Here is a 24,959-nt window from a genome sequence, read left to right on the forward strand (position 1 = left end):
ATTAAGCCTCCTACACGATTAATCTAGAATCCTTTTATTATATGAGTGCACACCAAGGGCTGATTGGGTGAAAGGAACAATACATGCGAGAAAACATATAGTAAGAGTGACGGACGAAAGCAGAAAGTGAGGCGGCAGATTATGAAACTACTTATAACGGGCGGAAGCGGATTTATTGGTTCTCATACAGTTGAGAAAGCGTTGGCCAAAGGGCATGATGTGTCAGTTGTAGACAATCTAAAGACCGGTTCGCTTGACTATATTACTCCTGTGCTTGAGCATATTCGATTTTATTCTTGTGACCTCTTATCTCCTTGCTTTGATAAGCTTATACAATCCGTAAATCCCGAGGTCATTATCCATCTAGCTGCACAAGCAAGCGTATCTTCCTCGTTGAAAGACCCCATTTATGACGCACAACAGAATGTGCTTGGGACGCTTCGTGTCATAGATTTAGCAGCACAACATTCCATTAGGAAAGTTGTGTTCAGTTCAACCGCTGCCGTGTACGGACCTCCTAAAGAACTACCTATACCTCCCACTCACCCGGCAACTCCAGTCTCTTATTACGGAATGTCCAAACGATTAGCCGAACAGTATCTAACCTTTGCAAATGAAAGACACGGAACGGAATTTACGATTCTCCGATATGGCAATGTATACGGTCCTCGCCAATCTGTGGCTTCAGAAGGAGGGGTCGTCTCCATCTTTGCAAGTCACCTATCCCAGAAACTACCCGTGAAAATTTACGGGGACGGAGAGCAGACACGAGACTTTGTCTTTGTAAAGGATCTAGCAGAAGCGAATCTTGCAGCATTAACGAAAGGAAATCAAGAAACTCTTAACATCTCTTCCTCGAATCCAATTACAGTCAACGACTTATATAAGAAGATGGCGGATTTAGCAGGTTCACACCAACAACCTGTGTATGAACAAGAACGAAATGGAGATGTGAAACATAGCACACTCTGTAATAAGCTCACGCAATCCGTTCTCAGATGGACACCAAAGACATCGTTAGACGACGGCTTACAGGAAACGTACCGCTATTACAGGCAGTTCCCAACAGGAGGTACATCATGAAAATCTTATTCGTTTATTACGTACCAAGCGGTGGTGTCGAGACGCACAATCGCATGCGCCAACAAGCTCTTAAGGGCCATACCTGTGAATTCCTGTACTACCGGAAGCAACGAAAGCTTGTAAATGACCATGGAGCACCTGTTCATATTACGAACGATGATGCTATCATTCGTAATCTATTAAGCAAGAAGCACTATGATGTGATGGTTGTAATCTCAGACTATAGCGCCCTGCAGAGATTTCGTAATTTAGGATTTAAAGGGAAGATGATTCTTGAAGTTCAAGGATTTGGACCTAAGGACAACGCCCGCTCTATATTAGAACGAGCTAAACCTATCATCACAGCACATGCAGATGGTCTACTGAATCCTAGAACGCCTCACATTCAATCGCTCTATAACGAATTGTACCCAACCGTCCCTAAATTCAATTTCAACAATGCAATCAACTACTCCCGCTATTCGTACGTACCTACACCGAAGCATCCAAATCCCATCGTAGCCTGGATTGGCAGGCTTGAGGATAACAAGAACTGGCGGGAGTTCTTACGCATAGGAGAACAAATTGTCAAGCGAGCGCCTAGCACAGAGCTTTATATGTTTGAAGACCCTACCTTATCTACGAAAGAGGAACGAAACGCCTTCGAAGCGTTAAAGAAAACACTAGGCTTACAGAATCACGTGAAAGTCTTACAGAACGTTCCAAACGACGACATGCGAACGTATTTCTCTAAGATTGGCGATTCTGGTGGCTTCTTATGTATGACATCGAAAGTGGAAGGGGCGCCTTATGCGCCTCTTGAAGCCTTGTGCGCTAAATGTCCTGTATTAACGACCGATAATGACGGAGTACGGTCATCCATCATCCACAATGAAACAGGGAAATATTATCGAATTGGTGATATTCAACACGGAGTAAAAGAAGCCATGGCACTCATGAGAGACCAATCATTGCGCTCGAAAATCAGAACGCAAGGCGTGACCCACGTCCAAACCAATTTCAGTCTCGAACGATATAACTCAAATTTCACTTATATGCTTCAGCTGATTTCAACAAAATGAAAAGAGCCCTCTAACGGGCTCTTTTTTTACATGCGTGCGTTTAGCGGTGTCGTTTTGATCTTGTAATCGAGTATGGGGCGGTACCGCTTTCTTATACGCTCCGATTCTGAAACGATGGCAGCACGGTGTTTATTTGTCCCCATCTCTTGATGCACACGATAATAGACTAATGGGACACCTAAATACTTAAAGTCATACCTTGTTATCACCCGCATCCACATCTCGTAATCATGTGCAAACCGAAACTCTGGCTTAAATACTCCTAATGTATCAAACACTTCTTTAGCAATTAGCACGGAACATCCATTAATGGGGCACCCTTGTTTCATTTGCCTATAGAATTCGTGCTTAGATCCAAAGACTCGGCCTCGGATGCCAGCGCTAACGTTCCCTTCCCCGTCCATGAAATAGACAGGTCCATACATCGCCTTGGCATTACGTTCTTTCATAAATGTCAGCTGTTTCTCAATCTTCTGTGGATGAAATTTATCATCCGAACTAAGCCAGGAGATATAATTCCCCGTTGAGACCTTTATCCCCATATTCAGTGCAGTGGCCGTTCCGCCGTTCCCTTTCTCAATATATTTAATTCTATCTAGAAATCTCTTTACCTTATCCGCATGCTTTGTAGAACCGTCATTGATGACAATGACTTCACAATTTGGATAAGTTTGATCTAGGGCACTTTGTATCGCGATATCAACGTAAGGATCGTTGTAAAATGGAATGATAATTGAAACTTTATCCATGAGATGAAGCTCCTCTCTTTCCTCTTAATGCCTCTACCATCTCTTCAATGGAAGTGGCAATGGTACGCGTCGGAATCCAACCTAGCTGCTTTAGCGCAGTTGGGTCCGCAATTCCTTGTACGTCAACTACTTCACTTTCCCATGTAAAGGTCATCGGGACGTGGCTTATACGCTTGAATTCCTCTGCAACTTGTTGAAGCGACGTCTCCTTGCCTGACCCAACTTCATATGTCCCATTCGGTAATCCCTTTTGGAACAACATGGCGTAGGCGTTCACGGCATCACGGACGTCAATGAAATCTCGGTTCGCAAGTGGCGATGATAACGTGAGATGCACTTCCCTCTTATCGCTTTCAGCTTGTGAGAGTTCATTCGCAATCCACCCACAAACGCCTTTTCGTTGATTGGGTCCAACTAAATTGGATGGCTTTGCAATGATAATAGGGAGATGGAACATCTGACCATATGCTCGTGCAATCTCTACCTGCACATGCTTACTCACACCATAGGGGTGATTGGGCACAAGCGATTTCGCATCTAACATCGAGCCTACAATTAAAGTCTTACATGCAGGGTTAATGTTACGAACCGCTTCAAGAAGATATAACGTCGATACGCTGTTACTTTGAAACGTACGGAACGGCTGCTGCCAAGATTGCTTGACATCATTTTGCCCTGCAAGATGAAGAAGTAAGTCTGGGACAATCGCTTCGATGACCTGCTCCACCTCTTCAGCATTGGTAACATCACACACAACTGGTTGAACACCTTCAGGCAGTTTCTCATCCCTTCTAATCATCCCGTACACTTCATACCCTTTCTGACAAAAAAGGGAACAGGCGTGTCTCCCAGTAAACCCGCTTGCTCCAGTAATGAGTAATTTACGAGGAAGGACCACGTGGCTGGTCTTCCCACTCTTTTAGTTGGCGAATCATTGTTTCATAGTCTGGGACAGGATGAACAAAATCTGTTCTTGAATTGACAATCGTTCGGTCGAGGACATTCGTCGTGTTCGACTCAATGGTCACATCATGTTTCCTGTATACCTTCTGAATCAGCTTTAGCAAATCATGTTTGTTAATCCTTGTTGGGGCTGCTAAATGATAAAGTCCGGCTACATTCTTTTCAATCATACCTTCAATCGCTTTCGCTAACTCTAAAGTGGTGACTCCATTCCACCATACGTTCTTATAACCGTGGATGGTTCCTGTCTGATTCATAAACCATAAGAATAAACCAATTCCATCCGATTTTAGTTCAGGGCCAATGATAGACGTTCGAACAGTTAGATGAGGTGGATGAACGATTTCTCCAAGTTTCTTAGAGTGTGCATAGGTACTATCTCCATCCGGGTCATCGGCTTCCACGTACTGACCTCTGTCCCCTTTAAATACACAATCTGTACTAAGGTGGATGACTCTCCCATCCATTTTGTCCATAAGCGTTTCAAGTTGATGTGGCAGGACACTATTCACGTGATAAGCGAGCCATGGTTCTTTGGCAGCGTGTTCATTTAATATGCCGACACAGTTAATTACTACATTAGGACGAACTTGTTCCACGACGCGTCTAACGTCGTCCTTTCTGGTCACATCCAAGAAGAGATCCGTTCCACTACCTTTGTCTCGTGAAGTCGATATGACCTCATATTTTGGGTTCTTGGAGAAATAGTCGACCAGCATATGACCTGCCATTCCATTACCACCAAGAATGAGAAGCTTCATTTATAGAAACCCTCCGCGCTCAAGTAGTTCACGGACTTCATCTTGAGAGATTAAGTTCTTATTAGAAATGTAGTTCTCAATATTGGCAGGTTTGTAGTCTTTGTAGGATTGGCCGACATTATTGATGTGAACGTGAGGGAGAATAATATAATACTCATCATCGTATTGAATCGTATTGGTAGCCTCAAACTCAGAGAGCAAGTATTCATGAATCTTCTCTCCTGGTCGGATGCCTAATACCTCAACTTTAACATCTTCCTTACCAGAGTCATCAATCAGCACTTGTGCAATATCCATAATCCTACATGAGTGCATCTTCATCACGAAGATCTCCCCACCTACACTCTCTGTTGTCGCTTTAAATACGAGTTTAATTGCGTCCTCGATGACAAGGAAGAATCGCGTCATCTCCATATCGGTAATACATACCTTTCCACTGTGTTCAATTTGACGCTTAAACACATGGATGACACTTCCAGCTGTTCCGAGTACATTCCCTCCTCGTATCGTTACGAATTGAGTCTTATCTGTCAGGGTATTCGCGTGAATGATGAGGCGCTCTCCCATCGCTTTCGTTAATCCATAGAAATTAGAAGGGTTCGCTGCTTTATCTGTTGAGATATACACCACTTTACGAACATTGTTCTCGATTGCAGCATCAATGACATTCTGCGTACCCATCACATTCGTCTTAAGCGCTTCAAGAGGTTGATGTTCACATACTGGCACATGCTTCAGTGCAGCCAAATGGAAGATAAAGTCTACCCCTTGTGAGGCCTCAACAAGTGTTTCCTTTTCTTTGATATCCCCAATTAGAAAGGTAAGTGAGGGGTGGTTATCGAAGTTTTCTTTCATCGTGAATTGGTAGGATTCATTTCTTGAGAAAATGCGAATCTCTTTTGGAGACTGCATGAGGAGCTGACGAACAAGTTCGTACCCCCAAGAACCGGTGCCTCCTGTAATCAAAATGGTTTGGCCTTTAAACACGTTTCATTCCTCCAAGCAATAGTTTTAGTACTTTTTGAGAAACTTGTTCGTCAGCGTAGCCATCTGGGAACGCCCAGTTTCTCGGTTGGTTCATCATCACGTCTACGCATGTAAGCATATTGGCTGCATCAATGCCCGTGAGCATATTGCTTCCACATTGAATCGTCTCAGGTCGTTCTGTCGTTTTTCTTACCGTGACGGTTGGGACATGGAATAAACAACATTCCTCCTGCACCGTACCGCTATCTGTTAGGACACAAGCAGCGTGCTTCTCGAGCTTTACAAATGAGAAGAAACCAAATGGCTCATGTAATTCTACAAGAGGATGTAAGGTTAACGGACTGCTCTCAAGCTTTGATTTAGTCCTCGGATGAAGGCTTGTAATCAATCGCTTCTGATGCGTATCGGCGACAAGATTTAACCCTCTGACAATTTCATGAAGGCGATCTTCGTAATCTACATTCTCCGCTCGATGAATCGTCACAAGGAAATAGTCGCCCTGTTTAAGCTTTAACGTGTCTAAAATGGCGTCCCGATCAATTTCCTTCTGGTAATGGGAGAGTACCTCATAAATTGGATTACCAGATATATAAATACGATCAGTCGGGACTCCTTCTCTAAGCAAATTCTCTCGACTCCCTGGCGTATACGGAAGATTCAATGTAGAAACTGCGTCAATTACTCGACGGTTCTTCTCTTCTGGTACTTCTAAATCAAAGCAACGATTACCAGCCTCCATATGGACAACTGGAATCCCCATCCGTTCTGCCAAGATGGCACTTAGTCCACTATTTGTGTCGCCTAAAACGAGAACTCGGTCTGGCTCTTCAGCTTCCATAATCTCCTCGAGCTTCTCGTACATGCGGGCGAGTTGGCTTCCAAGACTCAAACGCTCCTGAAAGAGTATATAATCAGGCTTCCGGACCCCCAGCTGTTCAAAGAACACATCGCTCAATGTGCGGGTGAAATTCTGCCCCGTATGGACAAGAATATGTTCATCCGCTAGCTGGTCTAATTTGTTGATGATTAGACTGAGCCGTATGATTTCTGGACGTGTTCCCAATACGGTCATCACCTTCACCTGGACCCCTCCTTCATCTATCATTAAATTCAGTCACTCATATAGTTAAAATATGCAATTAGGAAATTATGGTACTAGGCAAACCCTTCAATTGTCCTATGCAAAAAAGCCCTTATCTACGATAAGGACTCCTTTGGTTGAAGGGTTATACGAGCAGGAACCAATTGACTTCCTTCGGTAACATACCCTCTGACATCTGGTTGTCTTAAAGCCAATGAAACGATGATATAGCACAAGGATTCATCGTCCATCATAAGCCGGTCAGTCTCAGAAGGGATGGCAGGAGCCGTAGGATGTGAGTGAAACACACCGAGCCATTGTTCCCCTCTCACCATGCGTTCTTTCATGACGGCTTCTAGTGCCTCTGAACGAATCGAAAAAGAAACAGGACTATGATTTTCATTTACCATAGGAATTACGGTCGTTATGACCTCTCCTTTGCCAAATAACAATCCACATCCTTCAAGAGGTTTCACTTCTTTACAGTGGTCGACCATCGTCGTATAACCATGTTCACACATAACAAAGCTAGCGCTTCGCTCGGCAGCACCCGAGGCCTTTGAGACGTTGTTTGGCTTCCCTAATCTTTTGAAAGTTTTCAATGGCTTCCTCTGTCTGCGAACGTTTCTTGACGGGTCTCACCTTCTTCTTGCGGTAAATACGGTTTAAATCCTCATAATTCATCGTTATTCTCCTTTTTGATGAGTAGAGGGTTGTGACAGACTATATTTGTGTGGGTTAAAGACCGAATAGTTTCCTTTCTTATCATTAGGAGGCATGGCACTTTGCATATATTGACTGACATCAATCCCAGTTGATCCTTGTTGCTGTACAGGTTGTTTCGTTCGTTCCGATTGACTTTGTCTCTTCTGATATTCTAAATTCTTCTTTAATTGCTTCAGTTGGATTTGATACTCCTTCTTCTGCTGTTGGAGGGATGTTGTCATCGTCTTCAACTCTTTTAATTCTTCTTGGTACTCAGCCTCACGTCCTTGAAGCTCCTTGACGGTACTTGATAATTCATTGTATTGGTCAGATAGGGATTGAATCTCATCCACCTTCTCATCCAGTTCTCTCTTTAATTCTTGTTGGTCATAATGGTGTGATTCTTCCGCTTCTGCTAATTGTTCCATCGCTTTCATCCGGTCATTAATTTCAGAAACCCACGTTTGGTACGTTTTGAAATTTCCCTCTAACTTCTGTAAGTGTTGGTCAATTGAGTCGAGACGTTCCTTGTATGCCTCTTCCTCTTCTTTATTTCTAAAGTTCCACATCCATAATACCCTCCCACTTTGTTTCCATTTCTCGAATTGCGCGTATTCATCATGATACGCATCTTTCAGTAAATAGAGCTGTTCCAAGAGTGCAGACCCATGTACCCACGTTTCCATTACGATCATGGTTAGCATACGGCGATAACTTACTAAGCGAGGATGTTCTGAAAGGGATTGTTCCTTTACAACGATCGTCTGAACGTGACCACCTATTGGACGAGCGGTTGAGACAAGCAAGGATGGTCCATCATTTGTACTTGCTCCCTCAACAGAGAAAGGTTCAAATCTTTGACGCCGTTTCGTTAGCTTTGTTAGGTAGTTCGCGCGCTCATAGTAAAATAAGACAAGCTTCCTTGTTTCCTGAAGGGCTGCCTCTTGTTTGGAAACTTGGTTATGAAACATTCGTTGTTCCTCTTCATAAGCTTGCTTGAATTGCTGAAGTTGGTGATATTCTCCCTGCAAATGACGCAGCAGTTCTCCATATGCCCGACGGAACAGAAGAGATCCTTCACCGGGAATTGTCTCCGCTTCTACTTCCTGCAACTCAGTTTCGATACCAGTGAGCACAGAACTACAGCGCTCAAGCTTCCCTTTCACTCGATTTAACAGCGTACCGAACAGAAGCATTCTCGATTCCGGAACGCTTATAGACCGACGATGTTCATCATCTATGTGTAAAGGCTTTACAATCCTTTCTTCCGTCTTCATCCTACATCCCTGCCTTATAGCTAGACCTTTTCTTTATAGGTATATGTCTCCCATGAGTAAAGTGTGAAGGTGGGACATCTTAGAAAATAAAAAAGAGGGGGAATCCCCCTCTATCCAATTGAGATTAAATCAAGTTAAGAAGGTCGCCGAATGTGTCGCACTCTTCAAAGTCTACTAGGGCTTCGAATAGGCCACTATCAAACACGACGTCTCCAGATGTGTCACGAAGTAGAAGTTGGGCACTTTGAGCTCCTTCGAACAAGCGAAGTTCGAATACAAGCTGCTCTTCGATTCCATTTAGGACACGCTCTCCTTGACCGAATACAACAAGCGAGTTAGTTGTGTTGTCACATGTGATGGTTTCAAATGTAGATGGTGTGAATGTGAAGTTCAATTCAATTGGTGTATCGATTGGAGGTACAGGAGTTGGGATAACTGGCTCAATATCAGTTGCGTTGAACGTGTACGTGAATTCAGACGTTGCAAGTGAGCACTCTTCAGCAATTCTAGCTGTCATTGTGGATAAACCTTCAATAACTGTACCAATTACACCGAACGTTGCCACTGTTTCCTCACGACGCGCAAGTGCAGTTCCTTGACACTCAGTGTTCGCTGGCGGGAAGATGTCAGGACACTGTGGCGGAAATTGAATGCTGCTAAGGTCACAACGAAGAGTAGGTCTTGGTACGACAATGTTGTTTGGACGTGGCGTACAGAACTTAGCAAGAACTTCAAGCTTCACTTCGAACGTGACATGTACGCTCTTACATAGAACCACATTGATTGGGATGATTGGACCGAATGGCTCTCCACCAGGAAGTACTGGTACTTGACCTTCCGTCACAACTTGTGCGGCTTTCGCTTCAATGTTCTCTTCTGTAATTCCTACAGGCACACATAGCATGATTTCATCGCTTGCTTGAGTCGTCACTTGGAATGATGTGGCGAGCGTACCGTTGATAAAGACATTCACTGTTAATGGAATGATCCATCGGATAGAGACACGACCAGGGTTCCCATTCTCAAGGATGGTTACGAACGATTCTACATCGTCTAGATTCTCTGGTCCGACTACTTCAGCTGTTACAACTTCACCAGCAGCAATAGCTGCACTTACTGTTGCACGAGCTGCTTCGTCAGGAATGAAGTTGGTTGTTTCAATTTCATTCGCGAAGAATACCCAGTCATACACTTTTGGAACCAGAATACATTCAGGAGCAAGATCGTTCTCAATTGGTGGGATTGGAGTTGGGCTCGGAGTGACCTGAGCTCCCTTTAAACCTTTATGCTTTTTCACACATATCCTTCCTTTCTTTTCAAAACCTGTATATTTAAAGTACACATTATCCTATGGATATCGTTTTTAAATGGTATATGGCATTCGCCCATTTTTGGTTTAATTTTCTATAAATCCCTTACTTTCTCATGATTACAGACGAACTATCATAGGATTTAGCATACGAAGCTATAAAGGAGGCAGTCGTGTGGCCATCTCTGTACATTATGGAACACAACTCATTGGGAAAGTGGAACCATCATCGTTAGGAACATTCTTACTTCTGTGCAAGGAATATGGGTTCGATCATGAATGGCATGTAGGTAAGAACACCTTCACCATTACACCGGCTTTACAAGGACAAGTATTAAACTTTGCATACAACAGTGAGTTCGCAGATTATGAGAAAGAATTGGCAAAGCAAATCTGTACGTATGTGACAGACAGTGGTTTAGAATGTACCTACAATAAAGGAAAGTCCATCAGTCGAACACTGTTGATACGTCTTGGCCAACCTAGCACAAATCGCTTTATTCAAAGTCCAGTCGTCACGTTTCATCATTATCACTCACCAAATGACGTGCCCTTAAAATCTTTCATTCAACGTGAATTGAATCATTATGGAATTACATGTGATTTCCAAAGCCACAAGGTTAGTCAGAAATCATCTACTAGTCTATCCATTGACTTCGACTTTCCAGAGGAAGATAAGGAATACGACTTGGACAGTTTCACTGCTTTGTTCGCTCTTGTGATTGGAACAGCATTGATTGAATATTACTCAGAGTGCAACAACAAACCAATAAGCGCGTGCTCTATCCACACACTCACCCCTTACTTGATACCGAAGGAGAAAGAAACGGAATCATCAGCACCTAAAGGCGAAGTAAAGCCCGCTCTTGAGCCATTAACAAAGGTTGAGGAGAACCTTAACGCTGAGGTATTCCTTGACTACACGGTTTATGTGAAAGAAGAGCAGCAGCTCCAATTCATTACGGATGTCTTAATCAAGAACACCGGTACAGCACCACTCTCAAATCCAATGATTTGCTTAAAGGTTCATCCAAACGAAGGAGTCTCTATTACCGGACAAATCCTCCCTCCTTCGGCACTTGAGACGAACGGGGTTACGTCAGGTAGCGGATTAAAGGGATGGCGGTACTTAGAAGAAGATTGGTATGAGAAGGCTAAAGTGCGAGGGGAGTATTGGGTTGCACCAATTGAAGCCCTCACCGTACCACCTGGTGGGATGGTTACGTTGCCAAATGTACAACTAAAGCCTACTTCCTTATACGAAGATAAGAAGCTAACCGTGGAAGCCATCGTCTACTTTCATGACGAGAATCTTTCCTTCCCATCTAACAATCTCATCCATGTGAAACAAGCTTAGAGGAGGAATCTTATGCGCAGAACTGTCCCTTCTACCCTAAATGTATATCGTCCTGATGAGGACAGCAGCCTTCACCAGAGTATCATCCATCTAAAGTCCGAACTTGAGAAATTCAAAGCACAAGCAGAAGCATACAAGCGGCATGCGAAGGCAGAGATTGTCGAAGATTTGCAGTCTCAACTCCACGAACTCCGGATAGAAAACGAAACACTCCAGTCGCATCTCTCAGAAGCCGAACAAAAGTCCAAGGTTGAATTATCTCAGTTTCAAGAGCAAATAGGCGACTATCTACATGAGATCCAGACGAATCTAGACGGGTCTTATGAAGAGAAGATAAAAGCCCTAGAAGAAAAACAAATCAAAACGCAGCAAGAACTTGAGGATGCATTGAAACGAGAGAGTCGGTACAAAGAGCAGGTGAACGAGTATGAAGAATACGTAAACGAGGTAACCACACTTAGACAAAATCAAGAAGCTAATCGCGAGGAGCTACAACGAGTCCAACACATGCACGAAGAAGTGCAGCACCACTATGAACAAACGCTTGACTCATGGAATAAGGAGAAACAAGCACGAATTCGTGCGGAAGAGCAATTACAGACAGCCTTAGAAAGCATCGACTTGCTACAGGTTGAGAAAGAAGAATGGACTGAGGAACGAACGTCACTCCTTACTACCGCTCAACAGCATGAACAAGAGCATGCAACGATTATAGCGAAGATTGTCGCCTTAAATGAGACGTTCAGCGAACAATCTCCAGTTGAAGTAGACCAATGCGAACCACTTCCTCACTTAGAAGAGCAAGTAACCGGACTCCTCCAACAACTACAAGAACAACAGAAGCAGTTGAAAGAAAGTGAATCTATCCTTCATTACCTCGAAGAACAATTCAATCAATTCACAGAGGAAATGCAACAAATCAAACAAATCCTCACCTAACGATATGTAAGCTCTGACTTATAAAGTCAGAGCTTCTCTTAATCTGAGAATGCAACAGCATTAAAACTCTCTGGACCGACTCGAGCAGTCCCTATTGCACTTGCACTAATAAAGGCCGTATAAGCAAGCGGACCTGAGCCCGGTATTGGTGGATTAAAGTCTGACCCGACGAACGAAATGCTCTGTGGACCTGTTATGGCAAGATCTAAAGTCTGTGAAGTCGAGAACACAAGTTGATCAGTTTCAACCGTTCCACGAACGACTCGAATCGTAATGGTCGTAAGGACTGGGGCAAGCGGGAGTTGTACAGTTACAGTACCACTTAATTGCACTCGTAAATTTGGTCCAGCCGTACCTACAGCCAAACCTACTTGGCCAACAGTCTCCTCGTCAAATATTAATACGGGCTCGAATATCGAGTTTACAAATGAAGCATTCTGTGACGTTCTAGCATCAACTAATTTAGTCACAATAATTCCTCCTTATAATAGGGAAACTTAGAAAAAAGGCCCCCACGAGGTGAGAGCCTCTTTCAATCAATCAGAAATTAAAGAATTTCTCCATCCTCATCGTCTTCGAACGGTCCACCTGGTAGACCAAACCCTCGAAGTGCCTCTACACGCACTTGACGAAGCTGAAGCACTTTCAACGTTAAATCAAGAACAATCTTCTCACGAAGCGTAGAGTACTGCTCATCAATGGCAGTTAACGTTGGAGAGAAATCAAGCTCATAGAAATTAGCATTTACTAATTCACAGTATGGCTGCTCATTGTAGTACACAGAGTTCTCGAAGAAATATTTATCTTGGCGAGGGAATTCACCGTTTTTCGGGTTGATGAAGTCTGAACGTCCATCTGTTGTCACACCAAATAGTGGGAACGTGATGAACTCATCGCGATCAATTTCTGCGAAGCCATGGAATGGAATCTTCACAACGCGGTCTTTAAGGTTACTTTCACAAAGTCCAGATACATACTCAATGTTCTTACGAATATATCCTTCTACGAATAGTTTCGCACGAGTTGCAACTCGAGTACGTGGATTTAGGCTTCGTGGCAAGAAACGAACTGGAACTAGCTTACATTGTGTTAAGACGACATTCTTGTGAACGCGTTTGATTTCTACTGGATCGTCATCGAAATCAACATCCGCTTCTACAACAATTTGCAATTCTGTTTCAGCAAGAACGTGTGGAACTTTAATAACAGGGCGTCCACCAGATAAGATTGGGCGAACGGCATCGTCACTTAAAGGAATTTGTTGTTTACCTTCAATTAAACATTGGTCGCTAGGCACCGGATGGCAGCCATCAGCATTACTTCTTACGTTATCACTCATAGGATAGCCTCCTAATTTATATTAGAATTTCAATTCAAATTCTACGAGTATCTTATTCGTTTTCAGTACTTTGGTATAGGCATCCTCATTGGAATCACAACCCATTTCCAAATAATTAGGAGGGTTACCTAGTTTGATGTTGAAAAAGCTGTAGATCGATCGCGACAACGAGCTTCTCACAGAAAGCATTGCTTCCTGACTTTAATCTTAGAGAATCTCCGCTAAGGTAAAATGTTCGCTTCAATTCTCCAGAAAGAAATAGAATCCCCCTTGTCACCTCACCTCGTTCTAATCGGTGGTAAGCAGTTGGAACGAAATCTGTTTCTTTCACTATTACGTCATAATCTATATCCGTAACTTCTCTTACGTCGTCATCTATCACCTGGGTTAATCCAAATTCAATCGCATATTCACCAAGTAACACTGGCACCCTCACTCCATAAAAAGGGTAGCTTTTAGGTTCAGGCGGATGAACAGGCCGGACGGAAGCTTCTACGAGCTGACGCTTTGAGCCTTGCCCAAGCTTCGAACCGCGATGCAAGAGAGTTGTGACATGGGAAGCTACGAGTTGCCCATATGGAGCTTCCTCTAAATCTTGCATTTGAGTAAACATCTTCGTATAAGGATCGAACTGTTGAGACGACTCGTCTTTAAATACATAACGCTCCGTTTCGAAATCCCCTTGTCTTGGTCTATGACAAAACGAATCAATGGATACAAAGAATTGGAATGGTGTTGTGGACCGCTTGATGTCGAGCGTGCCTTCACATTCTGTTGCAACGGTCTTTTCCTGTTGATATGGCTCTTTCTGCCGGTTGGTTGTCTTGCCTTTAGAGTAATCCGTTGTTTGCGAAACTGTGAAACTCTCGAATTTCTCCAATTGTGGCCTCGATTCCTCAAGGCTATTCTCTTCCTTTAGTACGTCTAAAGAAGGTTTCCTCTCACTATGTTGATCAATAAGACGCTCAAGCTCCAACACCATTTCACTCGTTGTATAGCAATCTGGTCTACACAAAGCATCATAAGCAGTGTATAAAGCATCACTTTGAATCCATTTCTGAAGCTTTCTTCGTCGTCTTCTTTCGCGTTTAGCCAATTTCTTTTCTTTTTCCTTCTGCTTCTTACGACTCTTTACACGCCCGTTCTTCATTTCCCCGTAACACAATCGCCCCCGGCGGCTCCCCTTCTCCTGCTCTATGGGCGGTTCGATGGTTTTAAATAAACGCACCATGCGATCGCTAGTCGTTATAGGTTGTTCACTCATCCAAGGACGCTTCATCCTACTCACTTCCAATCGGTCCGTTTTACTATTTCTTATGTAAGAGGCACGGCAAGTGTCCCTGTCTAAACCAATTTTCCCAAATAAAAAAAGGGACAGCACAGAAGTACTGACCCTTTTCACATTAAGATTGTTGGGATATGGAAGCTGGTGCAACGTTTTTAGCGGATGACGAGAACCATCCGATTAAAGCAATAGCGACAAGTACAAGGTAGAACGTTAATTTCCATAGTAACGATTCAGCGAAGTGATGCGGCAATACGTGTAACGATGGATGAGCAAGCACGTGTACCGTAAGCTTCACTCCTACCCAGCCTACAATAAGGAACGCTGCGGTTTCGAGACCTGGTCGTGTCTTAAGCAAGTTCACGAATTTGTGAGCAGCAAATCGCATAATCACAATCCCAATTAACCCACCCGCTAAGACGACTAAGAACTGTCCTCCATCCATTCCACCAATACTAGGAAGCGATGTGGCAGGCAACGAAACGGCTAGTGCGACAGCAGCAAGAATCGAATCGACGGCGAACGCCATATCGGCAAGTTCAACTTTAAGGACCGTCGCCCAGAAGCCTTTCCCTTTCGAATCGGCATCTTCTTCTTTCTTCTTACCCTTTTTCTTCTTATATATATGGTGTACGGAAATCCACAGAAGGTATGCCGCACCTAAAGCTTGAACTTGCCAAATGTCAATGAGAAGCGTGATGACGAACAAAGAAGCAAAGCGAAGCAGGAAAGCACCTAGCAATCCATAGAACAAAGCCTTCTTACGTTTCTCTTCTGGTAAGTGCTTGACCATCACCGCCATAACTAGCGCGTTGTCTGCTGCAAGTACACCTTCTAACAATACAAGTACAAGCAACACCCACCCAAATTCAATGAACAACTGAAAATCCACCTTCATCTCTCCCTCTTGGTCTTCCACCTTCTCCTCATTGAAAAAGGCCTTTACCAGCTATCTCTGATAAAGGCCATAAAAATAGACCTCTACACGAGTAGTGTAAAGGTCTTGCTAACAACGCATCCGTTGCCAATAAAGCCGGAGACTCTCATCTCGAAGTGACGACTTTATTGTTGTAGCTACTCCCCTTTAGGAAGAACCGTTATTTGATTAGCTTAATCATACATTGGACAACGGAATATAGCAAGCATTATTTTATCAACTTTTCAAAAGGCTCTTTTCATGTCTGTTGTTCTTAGTTAGAGTGGCATTCAATGTTGGGGTCATCCACTAGAAGTGAGTAACAACAGTCAAAGCAATCGATATTCCTAGCCTTTTTTCTTAGAGGACTTAATTACTGCAACTATTAATGTAATAGCCATGATAGCAATAATTACGTTCTGTATGATAAGTTGTGTGTGGATGGCTTCAACTTCTGTATAAGCACTTTCAAGAGATTTTCTAAGTATGTCTATGTGGGAACCTAAGTCTGAAACGCTATTGTCCAATGATTGTAAATCTTTGTTAACATCACCGGTCATCAATAAACCTCCTTTTAATTACGATTTCCCACAGTAATGGAGATCAAACCACTAAATCCCTAAAAATGGAAACTTCATCTTTCTCTTTTCTGTTAATGTCTAGTTTAAACTAAAATTAAAAGCAAGATTTCTACAAAAAAAGGCTCTGTTAAAGTAACAGAACCTTTCAGAAATTAAGTTATAAAGGTTTCTTTGTATTTAGCCGTTTACACTTGCTCCAACACGAGATACTTCCTCTTTCTCGTCGTCGATAGCGTCCGCTAGTCGATCTATTAATGCAAGTTGCAACAGTCCATTTCCTTCCGCTTGTTTCGAGTAGCCGATTGGCAACGTTCGTCTGATAAGTTGCGCATACAGTTCAGGTTCAGTCAACGTTCGACCAAATGCCGCTTCCGCCTCATTGATGAGTAGCGCTAATGCCCCTGACACGTGCGGTGTTGCCATGGAAGTCCCGCTTAACGCGGCATATCTTCCCTCTAGGTATGTCGAACGAATCGCAACCCCAGGTGTAACAAGGTCAATCTCATCGTTGGTATTCGTGAACCGAGCGAGTTTCCTTTCAAAGTCTACCGCTCCAACTTGAATGACTTCGTTATAGGCACCAGGATAAGCATACTCATCCGTCTGCTCACGACCATCACCATCGTTTCCAGCCGCGCAAACAACGGATATATTCCGTTCTACAGCCTCTTTGATTACCTCATGCAACTCTGGGACATCACTTGGACCACCTAGAGACATAGAAATAATCCTCACACGTTCTCCATTGTCACCTTGCCATTTCGTTGCATAGTCAATCGCATCTACAACGGATTGAAACGACCCATTCCCTTTACCAGTTAACACTTTCAAGACAAGTAACCCCGCTTCAGGAGCAACTCCAACCACTCCTTTATTGTTTAGAGAAGCGGCTATCGTTCCTGCTACGTGAGTACCATGGCCATTATTATCCGAATAATTGTTCAGATCCCCATTGTAATCGGTTGTAAAGTTTCGTCCACCCACAATTCGATCCTTTAAATCAGGATGGTCTCGTTGGCATCCTGTATCAATAACAGCCACCACGTTCCCTTTCCCCATAGAGGCACGCTCCCAAATGGCTGGAGCTTCAATCATTTGTACCCCTTTTGGGATTTCTGAAATGTCGTCGATGACTTCCTCTAACTGAAATGGAATCAAACGTACTTCGCTCATACCGATTCCTCCTCCATTATTCGTTCATGACGTCATTCTGGGCTGCTATGTATAGTATACACGATAAATTTACTGAAATTTCAAATATTTATACATATGAATCTGTAGACCTATAAATTAAGGTCAAATGGCTTATCCTAACAATTGATGATACAACGTTTTGGCCTCAGCGATATCCTTCGTTCCGTGAATAAGCACTCGGCCATCTTTAAAGAAAACGAAACGATGTTCACCCTGGGTGTATGAGAGTAAGAATGGATTTATTTCTACTCGCCCACCATCAGTTCTTGCCAACCTTGCTGAGAGTTCATCTAGATCTCGGCTCCCCTCTACTTGAGGGCGAATCTGTACAGAATCTCTGCCACATAAGACCGCAACTTTTGTTTGTTGTTCATAAGAGAGACTCGGATAGGTCGCATGTTCTCCGCATGAAGGACAAGCTTCCTTCTTCACATTCTCCACACTAATTTCACTATGATGATTCTTCCACAAATCAAAGACTACGAGCTTCTTTCTTAACGATGCATGATCACTGACGAGTAATTTCATCGTCTCTGTCACTTGATAAGAGGCAACAGTTACAACAGCCGGGGCGATGACTCCCACCGTGTCACATGTCGCCCCTCCTATAGGAACGCTATCGAGCAAGCATCGTAAACAGGGAGATTCCCCCGGGATAATGGTGTAGCTAAGTCCGTAGCTACCCACACAGCCTCCGTAAATCCAAGGCACCTCATGCTTTTGGGCCATATCGTTAATAAGGAACCTCGTATCGAAATTGTCCGTGGCATCTAGGACAACATCCGCTTCTGGAACGAACCGCTCGAGTTCCTCTACGCCAACATCCATTACATAGCCATTCACATCTACGTCAGGGTTGACTTGGCGAAGTCTTCTCTCTGCGGCAACGGCCTTTGGTAACCGCTCCTCTGCGTCCGCCTCTGTATAGAGTTGTTGCCGCTGCAAATTGCTACGCTCTACGTAGTCACGGTCTAGAATGGTCACACGGCCGATTCCTGCTCGAACAAGCATTTCTGCCTGACTGGCTCCAAGAGCACCTGCTCCGATGATGACGACGTGAGATGCGCCTAATTGTTCTTGTCCAACTTTGCCAATCGGCTCAAAAAGTTGTTGCCTTGAATAACGCTCCTTCATTCTCTCCACTCCTCCTTACCCTCCGCCGACTATATGCACCAACTCAAGCCGATCGGCTTCCTTAATCCTCGTCTTTTCATAGATACCCCGGTCCACAATCTCCCTATTTTGCTCCACGATTACATGTTTCGGGTCTAATTCATACAAGGCCAGTAACTCGCTTACACTGATTCCTTCTCCTGATACTTGTACCGTATCACCATTTACAACGATTTGCACTTCTCCCACTCCTCTCGATATTGTTTCGCCGTTTCGACTGGATCCGTCGCTCTTAAGATGCCTGACATAACCGCAATTCCACTGGCTCCAAAGGAAGCAACCTCTTTCACTCGTTCTGGTGTAATTCCACCAATCGCGACGACCGGTATCGATACAGTCTCAACAAGCTCTGACAAGCTCTGTAGACCACGTCCTTGTTGCCCCTGTTTAGATCGGGTCATAAAGACATGACCATAAACAAGACACGTAGCTCCATCTGCTTCTGCCCGTTTTGCTTCTTCCAAACTATGAACGGAACGGTATCGTTGCAAGGAAGGATACTGCTCTTTGATTCCTTCCAATAAATCCGCTTCCTTTGACGGGATTTGAACTCCTCTAAGCCGATTCCGTTCTGCTACATGTGCAAAGCTGTGTAGAATCGTCTGGTGGCTAGGTATGACTTGTAGTAATTGTTTCACTTTCTCATTAATTATTTCATCTGAGCTTCCTTTCTCTCTCACATGGAAGGTATCCATATATGGAAGCAACTGTTCCGACAAGCGGACAAACTGTTGAAAAGGCAGCATTTCATCTGAGATAAGGTGGATGGTCATTCAACAATCTGCCAATCCTTTAAGATTGGATCATACCCTTTCTCTTTCAGCAATTCTCGAATGGCGTTAACAGAGCGCTCGTCGGAGATCTCGAATTGACTTTGCTGCGAATTCGGTTCTGTATAGCCTCCTACTTCTGTAGAAGAAGACGCAGACATCTTGGTCACACCAAGTGGGACGAGTGCATCACGGAAGGATGGGTTCTCACGCGTAGACAACGTAACCCCACTCCGCGGCATAAATAACCGATAGGCTAACAACGCTTGGACGAGATTGCGGTCTGTGACGTTGACACTTGGCTCATACCCACCAGCATTCGGACGAATCCGGGGAAATGACACACCGATTTCTGTATCTAAGTACCGGGACTGTAAATACGATGCATGCAATCCTGTAATGAACGTCTCCCGTCTCCAGTCATCAAGCCCCAATAAAGCCCCGATATTAACGGTTCTCATCCCTGCCTGACACCCTCGCTCTGGCGTATCAAGGCGATACTTGTAATCCCGCTTTGGCCCCTTCACATGAGTATCTTGATAAATTTCTTCATTATATACTTCTTGGTAGACCGTCAACCCATCGATTCCACTTTCGACAAGTTCCTCGTACTCATTTGTATGAAGCGGCTGGATTTCAATGCCCACTGAGGAGAAGTGTTTCTTCAACACTTCCATAGCATCCTTCAAATACTGGACTGATGAATGACGTCTCGATTCACCAGTCAGGAGAATAATGTGCTGGATGCCACGTTCCTTAATGGCACGTGCCTCTCGGTCAATTTCCTCCATTGTTAATATTCTTCGTGGGAACACATTGTCGATACTAAAGCTACAATACGTACACGTATTCACGCAGTAATCAGAGAGATACAATGGAAGAAAGAGCCCCATTGTCTTTCCGAAATGTTGCACCGTACGCTTATGCGCAAGCTGTGCCATCTCCTCTAAATGATTCTCTGCTGTAGGAGAGAGTAAGACGAAGTAGTCTTGAACGCTAAGACGGTCTTTCCGTAGCACCTGTTTCACTTCACCATCGGTCACCTGCATGAACTTGTCTTGCAGAGGTTGTTCATTTAACTCTTGTATAACTTGATAGAAACTCAAAAGATGACCCTCCTATGATAGAAATCCAGTAAGCGGTGAAGAAGCAGATGCCTCTTCTGATGGGGCTAGATGGCTATTTAAGTAAGCGATGCGACCAGCTCTAACAGCTAAGTCAAAGGCTTTCGCCATCTCGACAGGATTTTGTGCAGTTGCAATCGCCGTATTAACCAAGACCGCATCTGCCCCCATCTCCATTGCTTCGGCTGCGTGGGATGGTTGACCAATCCCTGCATCTACAACAATTGGTACGTTGCTCTCATTAATAATGACCTGAATCATGCTCTTCATTTCTAATCCCCTGTTGGTACCAATTGGAGCTCCAAGAGGCATCACCGCTGCTGCTCCAGCCTTCTCTAGCCTTTTGGCCGTCATCAAATCCGGGCTCATATAAGGGAATACAATAAACCCCTCTTCAACGAGTCTTTCAGTTGCCCGAATTGTTTCTTCATTATCTGGCAATAAATATTTCTGATCTGAGATGACTTCAATCTTCACCCAATCTCCAAGTCCTGCGGCGCGTCCAAGTCTTGCGATTCTCACCGCTTCATCTGCCGTTCTTGCCCCTGATGTATTTGGCATATACGTAACGTGTTCAGGGATATCGTTGACCATGTACTGAAACTCCCCGCTTAAGTCAACACGACGAAGAGCTACGGTTACGACGTCTGAATTGGAAGAAAGAATCGCTTCCTTCATCGTTGTATGATTTGAGAACTTCCCTGTTCCAACAAACAGGCGACTCGTTAATTCCTGATTTCCAATCGTAAATGAATCGTTCATGCTGCATCTCCCCCTTTAAACTAACCCAACGAGAAAAAGCCCACCCTGATGGAGGGTGAGCTTCTTCCTTATGATATAAAGGGAGTACCTTATGATATCGATGACGGTCGAATGCTTCCCTCCGCTGGTGTTACCCAGATCAGGTTCAAAGGGTCAGACAGTGTCCTCTCAGCCGTAACCGGCTCCCCTAGCTAATCTCATATGAGCTTGTACATTCACTATAACAAATTCCAAATCATGTTAAAACCCAAATTTAGTATAATTTCACAAGTTTTGGGAACACTATGTTCAATTGAAAAGCAGAAAAGGCTACACACGAAAGCTTGTCATGCCATACAATGGTTATAGTACTTCATCCTATACCGAGGTGATTCGATGTTTGAACCGACAATCTTCTATAATCAGAGTCAGTCACACATGACGTTTGAGGATGTAGCGCAACAAATTCGTATGTTTATACAAGAGAACCCTGCCACTGAATACAAGCTCTCAATCGGAACCGATTCCCACGTCCACCGCGACTATACCCGCTTTATCACCGCCATCCATGTCCACCGAGTTGGTAAAGGAGCTTGGGGATGCCTACGTAACTACACCATCCCAAGAAGAGTCGACAGCCTTAAAGAGAAGATCTCAACGGAAACTTGGCTAAGCCAAGAGATTGCTTATCAATTTTCTTCCGGTGTATTAGAAGAACTATCCGAAATGTTGCTTCCTCATGAAGAAGATGGGGCGAATCTTTCCTTTGAAATTCACCTTGATATTGGTAGGAAAGGCTTAACGAAGAATTTAATTGCCGATATGACGAGAAGGATTGATGACATGGGCGTCACCGTTCGTATCAAGCCAGACTCCTATGCCGCTTCAAGCTACGCAAACCGGTACACGAAATAATAGACGGCCACCCCGCAGGTACGGTTTGCTTCACCTACTTACCACCCCTACGATCAATACAATAAATCTTACTATAATGAAAAAAACGTTCTAATCCCTCTCACTCTTACATGTAATGGAAAGAGACAAGCCATTCATGAGAGGGAGATGGGACTTGATTGGTACCATAGTTGGTTACATTGTGCTCGGCTTATCCATTGCAGCCCCAGTCGGTCCTATTAACGTAGAAATGATTAACCGAGGAATGAGATATGGGTTTTGGCCTGCCTTTTTAGTAGGGTGTGGAGGGATGACGTCTGATATTCTTCTTATGGCACTCATGTTTGTAGGACTTTCAAATGTGCTGCTTATTGGATGGGTGAATGTTGTGTTGCTCATACTCGGTTGTTTCGTGCTTCTTCACTCTGGATGCGTCAACCTCCTAAATGCCCAACAAGAGCCTCTTGATGTAACTCGAGATTCCCATCACCGTAAAGCCCTACTTACCTCTTATGCAACCGGCCTAACAATTGCGGCCACCAATCCCATGAATCTGTTATTCTGGCTTAGTATATATGGTTCTGTATTAAGCGATGTCCTCTTATCAAATGAACCCGGACGCTCATTCCTTCTAAGTAGCCTAGTATTTGTCGGAATTGGATTGTGGAACCTTCACGTCGCCTTATCCATACACTTTGGCAGAAGAATTATGAATCGTTTCGTCATGCGTTCAATCCGTGTTGTAGCAAGTTGTGTCTTGTTGTATTATGGACTTAAATTCGGAGTGCAAGCTTGTAATGAAATGGGAATGTTATTCTGACGTTTAACGTGGCACATGTAGGGGGAAAGTACGTCTATAGAGAGCAGAACCACTCTATACAAATTCCGTCGACCCGCCATATACCTTCCATTTGTTGGGATGTGCACTCTTTCACATTATGGGAGAAATACACATTTACAACTGGTGATTCTAGGTGTAAGATAGATTACAGATTCCTTTAGATGGATATCTTACAATCAAGATAATTGTTGCTAAGGATGACAAGGAGGTAGTGTGATGATTACTCTATATTTATCTCCAAGCTGTACTTCATGCCGTAAAGCAAAGGCATGGCTTGAAGAGCATAATCTCGAGTTTGAAGTACGTAACATATTTCAAGAGCCCCTAACGGTAGACGAAGTGAAGAGTCTTATGCGTCTTACGGAAGAAGGTACGAAAGAGCTTGTATCCACTCGTTCTAAAACGTATCAGAACCTTGATGTAGACCTTGACGATATGCCAATGGGAGAGCTGTATAAACTGATTGCTGAAAATCCTAGCTTGCTTAAGCGTCCAATCATGATTGACGAAAAGCATCTACAAGTTGGGTTTAACGAAGAAGAAATTCGTAGCTTTCTACCGCGTAAAGTACGCAACTTCGAACTACAGAACATTCTACGCTCTGCAAACTAATACAGCAGAAAGAACTGGCTATTGGGCCAGTTCTTTTTTTATTCTTATTATCTAACTTTCGCAACAATTGCATTGTGCACTTTAATGTAGCCGCTTCTTACGATGTCCATTCCATTCTCATAGAGGAATAACCCCATTTGCTCAAGCGTCATCAACTCACGGTACGTATGGTTCATCACATCAGCCATCACACGATAATAAAGTCTTGATTTAAACTGGTTGCGCGGTGTCGTAAGGATGGCGTACCCGCCAGGCTTAGTGAAACGCCGATGCCAATCCACCACTTCTGGTTTATATGCGTCCGGGAAATGCTCAAGCATGCCAACAGATAGGACAATGTCAAATTCTCTTCCAAATGATAAATTCCGTATATCGTCTACGATGTACTCCACGTGTAGATCATCTTTGTAGTACACTTTTTTCTGCCCTGTATTTGGATTCTCTCCAAGAAAAGGATACGTAGAAGGGAATGTTCCAAAGCGGGTCGTCTTACAATACTCATCGTAGTCGACCATCGTAATCTGTCCACCAGGATACATCGCTCCAAGTTGCAACGCCTCATACCCTTCTGCAGCTCCTAAGAACAGAATCTTAGGATTGTGACCTACATCCAACCCTTCAAATAAGGCGCGTTTCCCTCTCGGATCCCAAATTCCGTCTTCGATTCTGTGGACATAATTCCATAGCTGAATCTGAACAACATCGGTGAGTGCTGCCTTAATTTCGTTATAATTAAAGGAGGAAATGCTCTTCGCGAAGGCTTTCTTCTTATCATTTAGTTCATCTGGAACATGTTTCACGAACCATTCATGGAACGAACGATTGAAATACGTCCACGCCGTATGTGGATCCATCTCTTTCTCATGCTCCGCCTCATACTGCACCCGTTCTTTGGCGTAGGTCTTTACTTCATAGGGCCGCCCTACATCTTTCCACGTAACCGAAGACCAATCTTTAATTCGGTCCATCTTCACGAATTTATTACGTTCCTTATCTGTGTAATTCCTTAAATCCACACGAAAGCTCGGCAACACTTCTGTCCAATCAATGTATTCCTCAGTAAATGGTCGGTTCATACTGGACTTCTGAGCCGTTTCCACCTTGCCACCCCCAACATTGTTCAGAATTTTCCTTCATTTTATATGAACATCGACGAACGAGCAATAGAATGAGAAACTTGCGGTTTTTCTTTGTAACCGCTTAAATAATCAGAAGTG

At 43.8% G+C, this 24,959-nt stretch carries 27 protein-coding genes and 1 riboswitch; of the genes, 7 read left to right on the forward strand and 20 right to left on the reverse strand.

What is annotated here, in order from left to right; all coding sequences use genetic code 11:
* The first annotated feature begins 141 nt into the window (after positions 1-141).
* On the forward strand, positions 142-1,083 hold the full coding sequence (locus H513_RS0108765) for an NAD-dependent epimerase/dehydratase family protein (protein WP_051239816.1): 942 nt from the start codon (positions 142-144) through the stop codon (positions 1,081-1,083).
* A complete protein-coding gene (locus H513_RS0108770) occupies positions 1,080-2,144 on the forward strand; it encodes a glycosyltransferase family 4 protein (protein ID WP_026800411.1) in 1,065 nt (354 codons plus the stop codon). Before H513_RS0108765 ends, H513_RS0108770 begins: the two co-directional genes overlap by 4 nt.
* A 26-nt stretch (positions 2,145-2,170) precedes the next feature.
* Here H513_RS0108770 and H513_RS0108775 read toward each other — a convergent pair whose 3' ends face one another.
* The 8 genes from H513_RS0108775 to H513_RS0108815 form a co-directional block, all read right to left on the reverse strand.
* On the reverse strand, positions 2,171-2,893 hold the full coding sequence (locus tag H513_RS0108775) for a glycosyltransferase (RefSeq protein ID WP_026800412.1): 723 nt from the start codon (positions 2,891-2,893) through the stop codon (positions 2,171-2,173).
* A complete protein-coding gene (locus H513_RS0108780; protein ID WP_026800413.1) occupies positions 2,886-3,791 on the reverse strand; it encodes a GDP-mannose 4,6-dehydratase in 906 nt (301 codons plus the stop codon). The genes H513_RS0108775 and H513_RS0108780 overlap by 8 nt, the downstream gene beginning before the upstream one ends.
* Complete coding sequence (locus H513_RS0108785) at positions 3,775-4,617, reverse strand: SDR family oxidoreductase (protein ID WP_026800414.1); 843 nt, start codon at positions 4,615-4,617, stop codon at positions 3,775-3,777. The genes H513_RS0108780 and H513_RS0108785 overlap by 17 nt, the downstream gene beginning before the upstream one ends.
* Positions 4,618-5,604 (reverse strand): polysaccharide biosynthesis protein, encoded by a 987-nt coding sequence (locus tag H513_RS0108790; RefSeq protein WP_026800415.1) that lies wholly within the window; start codon positions 5,602-5,604, stop codon positions 4,618-4,620.
* Positions 5,597-6,685 (reverse strand): non-hydrolyzing UDP-N-acetylglucosamine 2-epimerase, encoded by a 1,089-nt coding sequence (wecB, locus tag H513_RS0108795; RefSeq protein ID WP_026800416.1) that lies wholly within the window; start codon positions 6,683-6,685, stop codon positions 5,597-5,599. The genes H513_RS0108790 and wecB overlap by 8 nt, the downstream gene beginning before the upstream one ends.
* A 116-nt stretch (positions 6,686-6,801) precedes the next feature.
* On the reverse strand, positions 6,802-7,287 hold the full coding sequence (locus H513_RS19880; protein WP_154655215.1) for a M67 family metallopeptidase: 486 nt from the start codon (positions 7,285-7,287) through the stop codon (positions 6,802-6,804).
* An 84-nt stretch (positions 7,288-7,371) separates the two neighbouring features.
* Positions 7,372-8,667 carry a hypothetical protein gene (locus H513_RS0108810; RefSeq protein ID WP_026800417.1) on the reverse strand — a complete coding sequence of 432 codons (1,296 nt, stop codon included), beginning with the start codon at positions 8,665-8,667 and terminating at the stop codon, positions 7,372-7,374.
* 124 nt (positions 8,668-8,791) lie between these two features.
* A complete protein-coding gene (locus tag H513_RS0108815) occupies positions 8,792-9,964 on the reverse strand; it encodes a BMQ_0737 family morphogenetic spore coat protein (protein ID WP_026800418.1) in 1,173 nt (390 codons plus the stop codon).
* 187 nt (positions 9,965-10,151) lie between these two features.
* Here H513_RS0108815 and H513_RS20855 point away from each other — a divergent pair, with 187 nt between their 5' ends.
* Both H513_RS20855 and H513_RS0108825 read left to right on the forward strand, forming a co-directional pair.
* Positions 10,152-11,333 carry a hypothetical protein gene (locus tag H513_RS20855; RefSeq protein ID WP_026800419.1) on the forward strand — a complete coding sequence of 394 codons (1,182 nt, stop codon included), beginning with the start codon at positions 10,152-10,154 and terminating at the stop codon, positions 11,331-11,333.
* Between the two features lie 12 nt (positions 11,334-11,345).
* Positions 11,346-12,272, forward strand: coding sequence for a coiled-coil domain-containing protein (locus H513_RS0108825; protein ID WP_026800420.1), 927 nt, complete (start codon positions 11,346-11,348; stop codon positions 12,270-12,272).
* Positions 12,273-12,310: 38 nt separating this feature from the next.
* Here the strand turns inward: H513_RS0108825 and H513_RS0108830 are convergent, their stop codons facing one another.
* The 11 genes from H513_RS0108830 to H513_RS0108880 form a co-directional block, all read right to left on the reverse strand.
* Positions 12,311-12,742: a hypothetical protein gene (locus H513_RS0108830; RefSeq protein WP_026800421.1), complete on the reverse strand. Its 432-nt coding sequence runs from the start codon at positions 12,740-12,742 to the stop codon at positions 12,311-12,313.
* Positions 12,743-12,819: 77 nt separating this feature from the next.
* Positions 12,820-13,611, reverse strand: coding sequence for a CsxC family protein (locus H513_RS19890; RefSeq protein WP_051239818.1), 792 nt, complete (start codon positions 13,609-13,611; stop codon positions 12,820-12,822).
* Positions 13,612-13,735: 124 nt separating this feature from the next.
* The gene (locus H513_RS0108840; RefSeq protein ID WP_026800422.1) at positions 13,736-14,890 is read right to left on the reverse strand and encodes a DUF7852 domain-containing protein; all 1,155 of its coding nucleotides are present in this window, start codon (positions 14,888-14,890) and stop codon (positions 13,736-13,738) included.
* 124 nt (positions 14,891-15,014) lie between these two features.
* Positions 15,015-15,788 carry a TerC family protein gene (locus tag H513_RS0108845; RefSeq protein WP_026800423.1) on the reverse strand — a complete coding sequence of 258 codons (774 nt, stop codon included), beginning with the start codon at positions 15,786-15,788 and terminating at the stop codon, positions 15,015-15,017.
* Positions 15,789-16,159: 371 nt separating this feature from the next.
* Positions 16,160-16,372: a hypothetical protein gene (locus H513_RS0108850; RefSeq protein ID WP_026800424.1), complete on the reverse strand. Its 213-nt coding sequence runs from the start codon at positions 16,370-16,372 to the stop codon at positions 16,160-16,162.
* 198 nt (positions 16,373-16,570) lie between these two features.
* On the reverse strand, positions 16,571-17,566 hold the full coding sequence (locus tag H513_RS0108855) for a S8 family peptidase (protein ID WP_026800425.1): 996 nt from the start codon (positions 17,564-17,566) through the stop codon (positions 16,571-16,573).
* Positions 17,567-17,698: 132 nt separating this feature from the next.
* Positions 17,699-18,721, reverse strand: coding sequence for a thiazole biosynthesis adenylyltransferase ThiF (locus H513_RS0108860; protein ID WP_026800426.1), 1,023 nt, complete (start codon positions 18,719-18,721; stop codon positions 17,699-17,701).
* A 15-nt stretch (positions 18,722-18,736) separates the two neighbouring features.
* Positions 18,737-18,940 (reverse strand): sulfur carrier protein ThiS, encoded by a 204-nt coding sequence (gene thiS, locus H513_RS0108865; protein WP_026800427.1) that lies wholly within the window; start codon positions 18,938-18,940, stop codon positions 18,737-18,739.
* Entirely contained in the window at positions 18,925-19,533 is a 609-nt protein-coding gene (locus H513_RS0108870; RefSeq protein WP_026800428.1) for a thiamine phosphate synthase, read from the reverse strand. The genes thiS and H513_RS0108870 overlap by 16 nt, the downstream gene beginning before the upstream one ends.
* Complete coding sequence (gene thiH / locus H513_RS0108875) at positions 19,530-20,636, reverse strand: 2-iminoacetate synthase ThiH (protein WP_026800429.1); 1,107 nt, start codon at positions 20,634-20,636, stop codon at positions 19,530-19,532. The genes H513_RS0108870 and thiH overlap by 4 nt, the downstream gene beginning before the upstream one ends.
* 12 nt (positions 20,637-20,648) lie before the next feature.
* Positions 20,649-21,416, reverse strand: coding sequence for a thiazole synthase (locus tag H513_RS0108880; protein WP_026800430.1), 768 nt, complete (start codon positions 21,414-21,416; stop codon positions 20,649-20,651).
* 99 nt (positions 21,417-21,515) lie between these two features.
* Positions 21,516-21,615: riboswitch (TPP riboswitch) on the reverse strand.
* A 176-nt stretch (positions 21,616-21,791) separates the two neighbouring features.
* Here H513_RS0108880 and H513_RS0108885 point away from each other — a divergent pair.
* The 3 genes from H513_RS0108885 (at position 21,792) to spxA (ending at position 23,742) form a co-directional block, all read left to right on the forward strand.
* Entirely contained in the window at positions 21,792-22,310 is a 519-nt protein-coding gene (locus H513_RS0108885) for a ribonuclease H-like YkuK family protein (protein WP_026800431.1), read from the forward strand.
* A gap of 154 nt (positions 22,311-22,464) precedes the next feature.
* Positions 22,465-23,109: a LysE family translocator gene (locus H513_RS0108890; protein WP_026800432.1), complete on the forward strand. Its 645-nt coding sequence runs from the start codon at positions 22,465-22,467 to the stop codon at positions 23,107-23,109.
* 237 nt (positions 23,110-23,346) lie between these two features.
* Positions 23,347-23,742 carry a transcriptional regulator SpxA gene (gene spxA / locus H513_RS0108895; protein ID WP_026800433.1) on the forward strand — a complete coding sequence of 132 codons (396 nt, stop codon included), beginning with the start codon at positions 23,347-23,349 and terminating at the stop codon, positions 23,740-23,742.
* Between the two features lie 47 nt (positions 23,743-23,789).
* On the opposite strand, the gene H513_RS0108900 is transcribed toward spxA, so the two are convergent.
* Complete coding sequence (locus H513_RS0108900; RefSeq protein WP_233422719.1) at positions 23,790-24,842, reverse strand: class I SAM-dependent methyltransferase; 1,053 nt, start codon at positions 24,840-24,842, stop codon at positions 23,790-23,792.
* Positions 24,843-24,959: the final 117 nt, after the last annotated feature.

Origin of the sequence: Pontibacillus halophilus JSM 076056 = DSM 19796, from assembly GCF_000425205.1 — a bacterium.
Lineage (GTDB): Bacteria > Bacillota > Bacilli > Bacillales > BH030062 > Pontibacillus_A > Pontibacillus_A halophilus.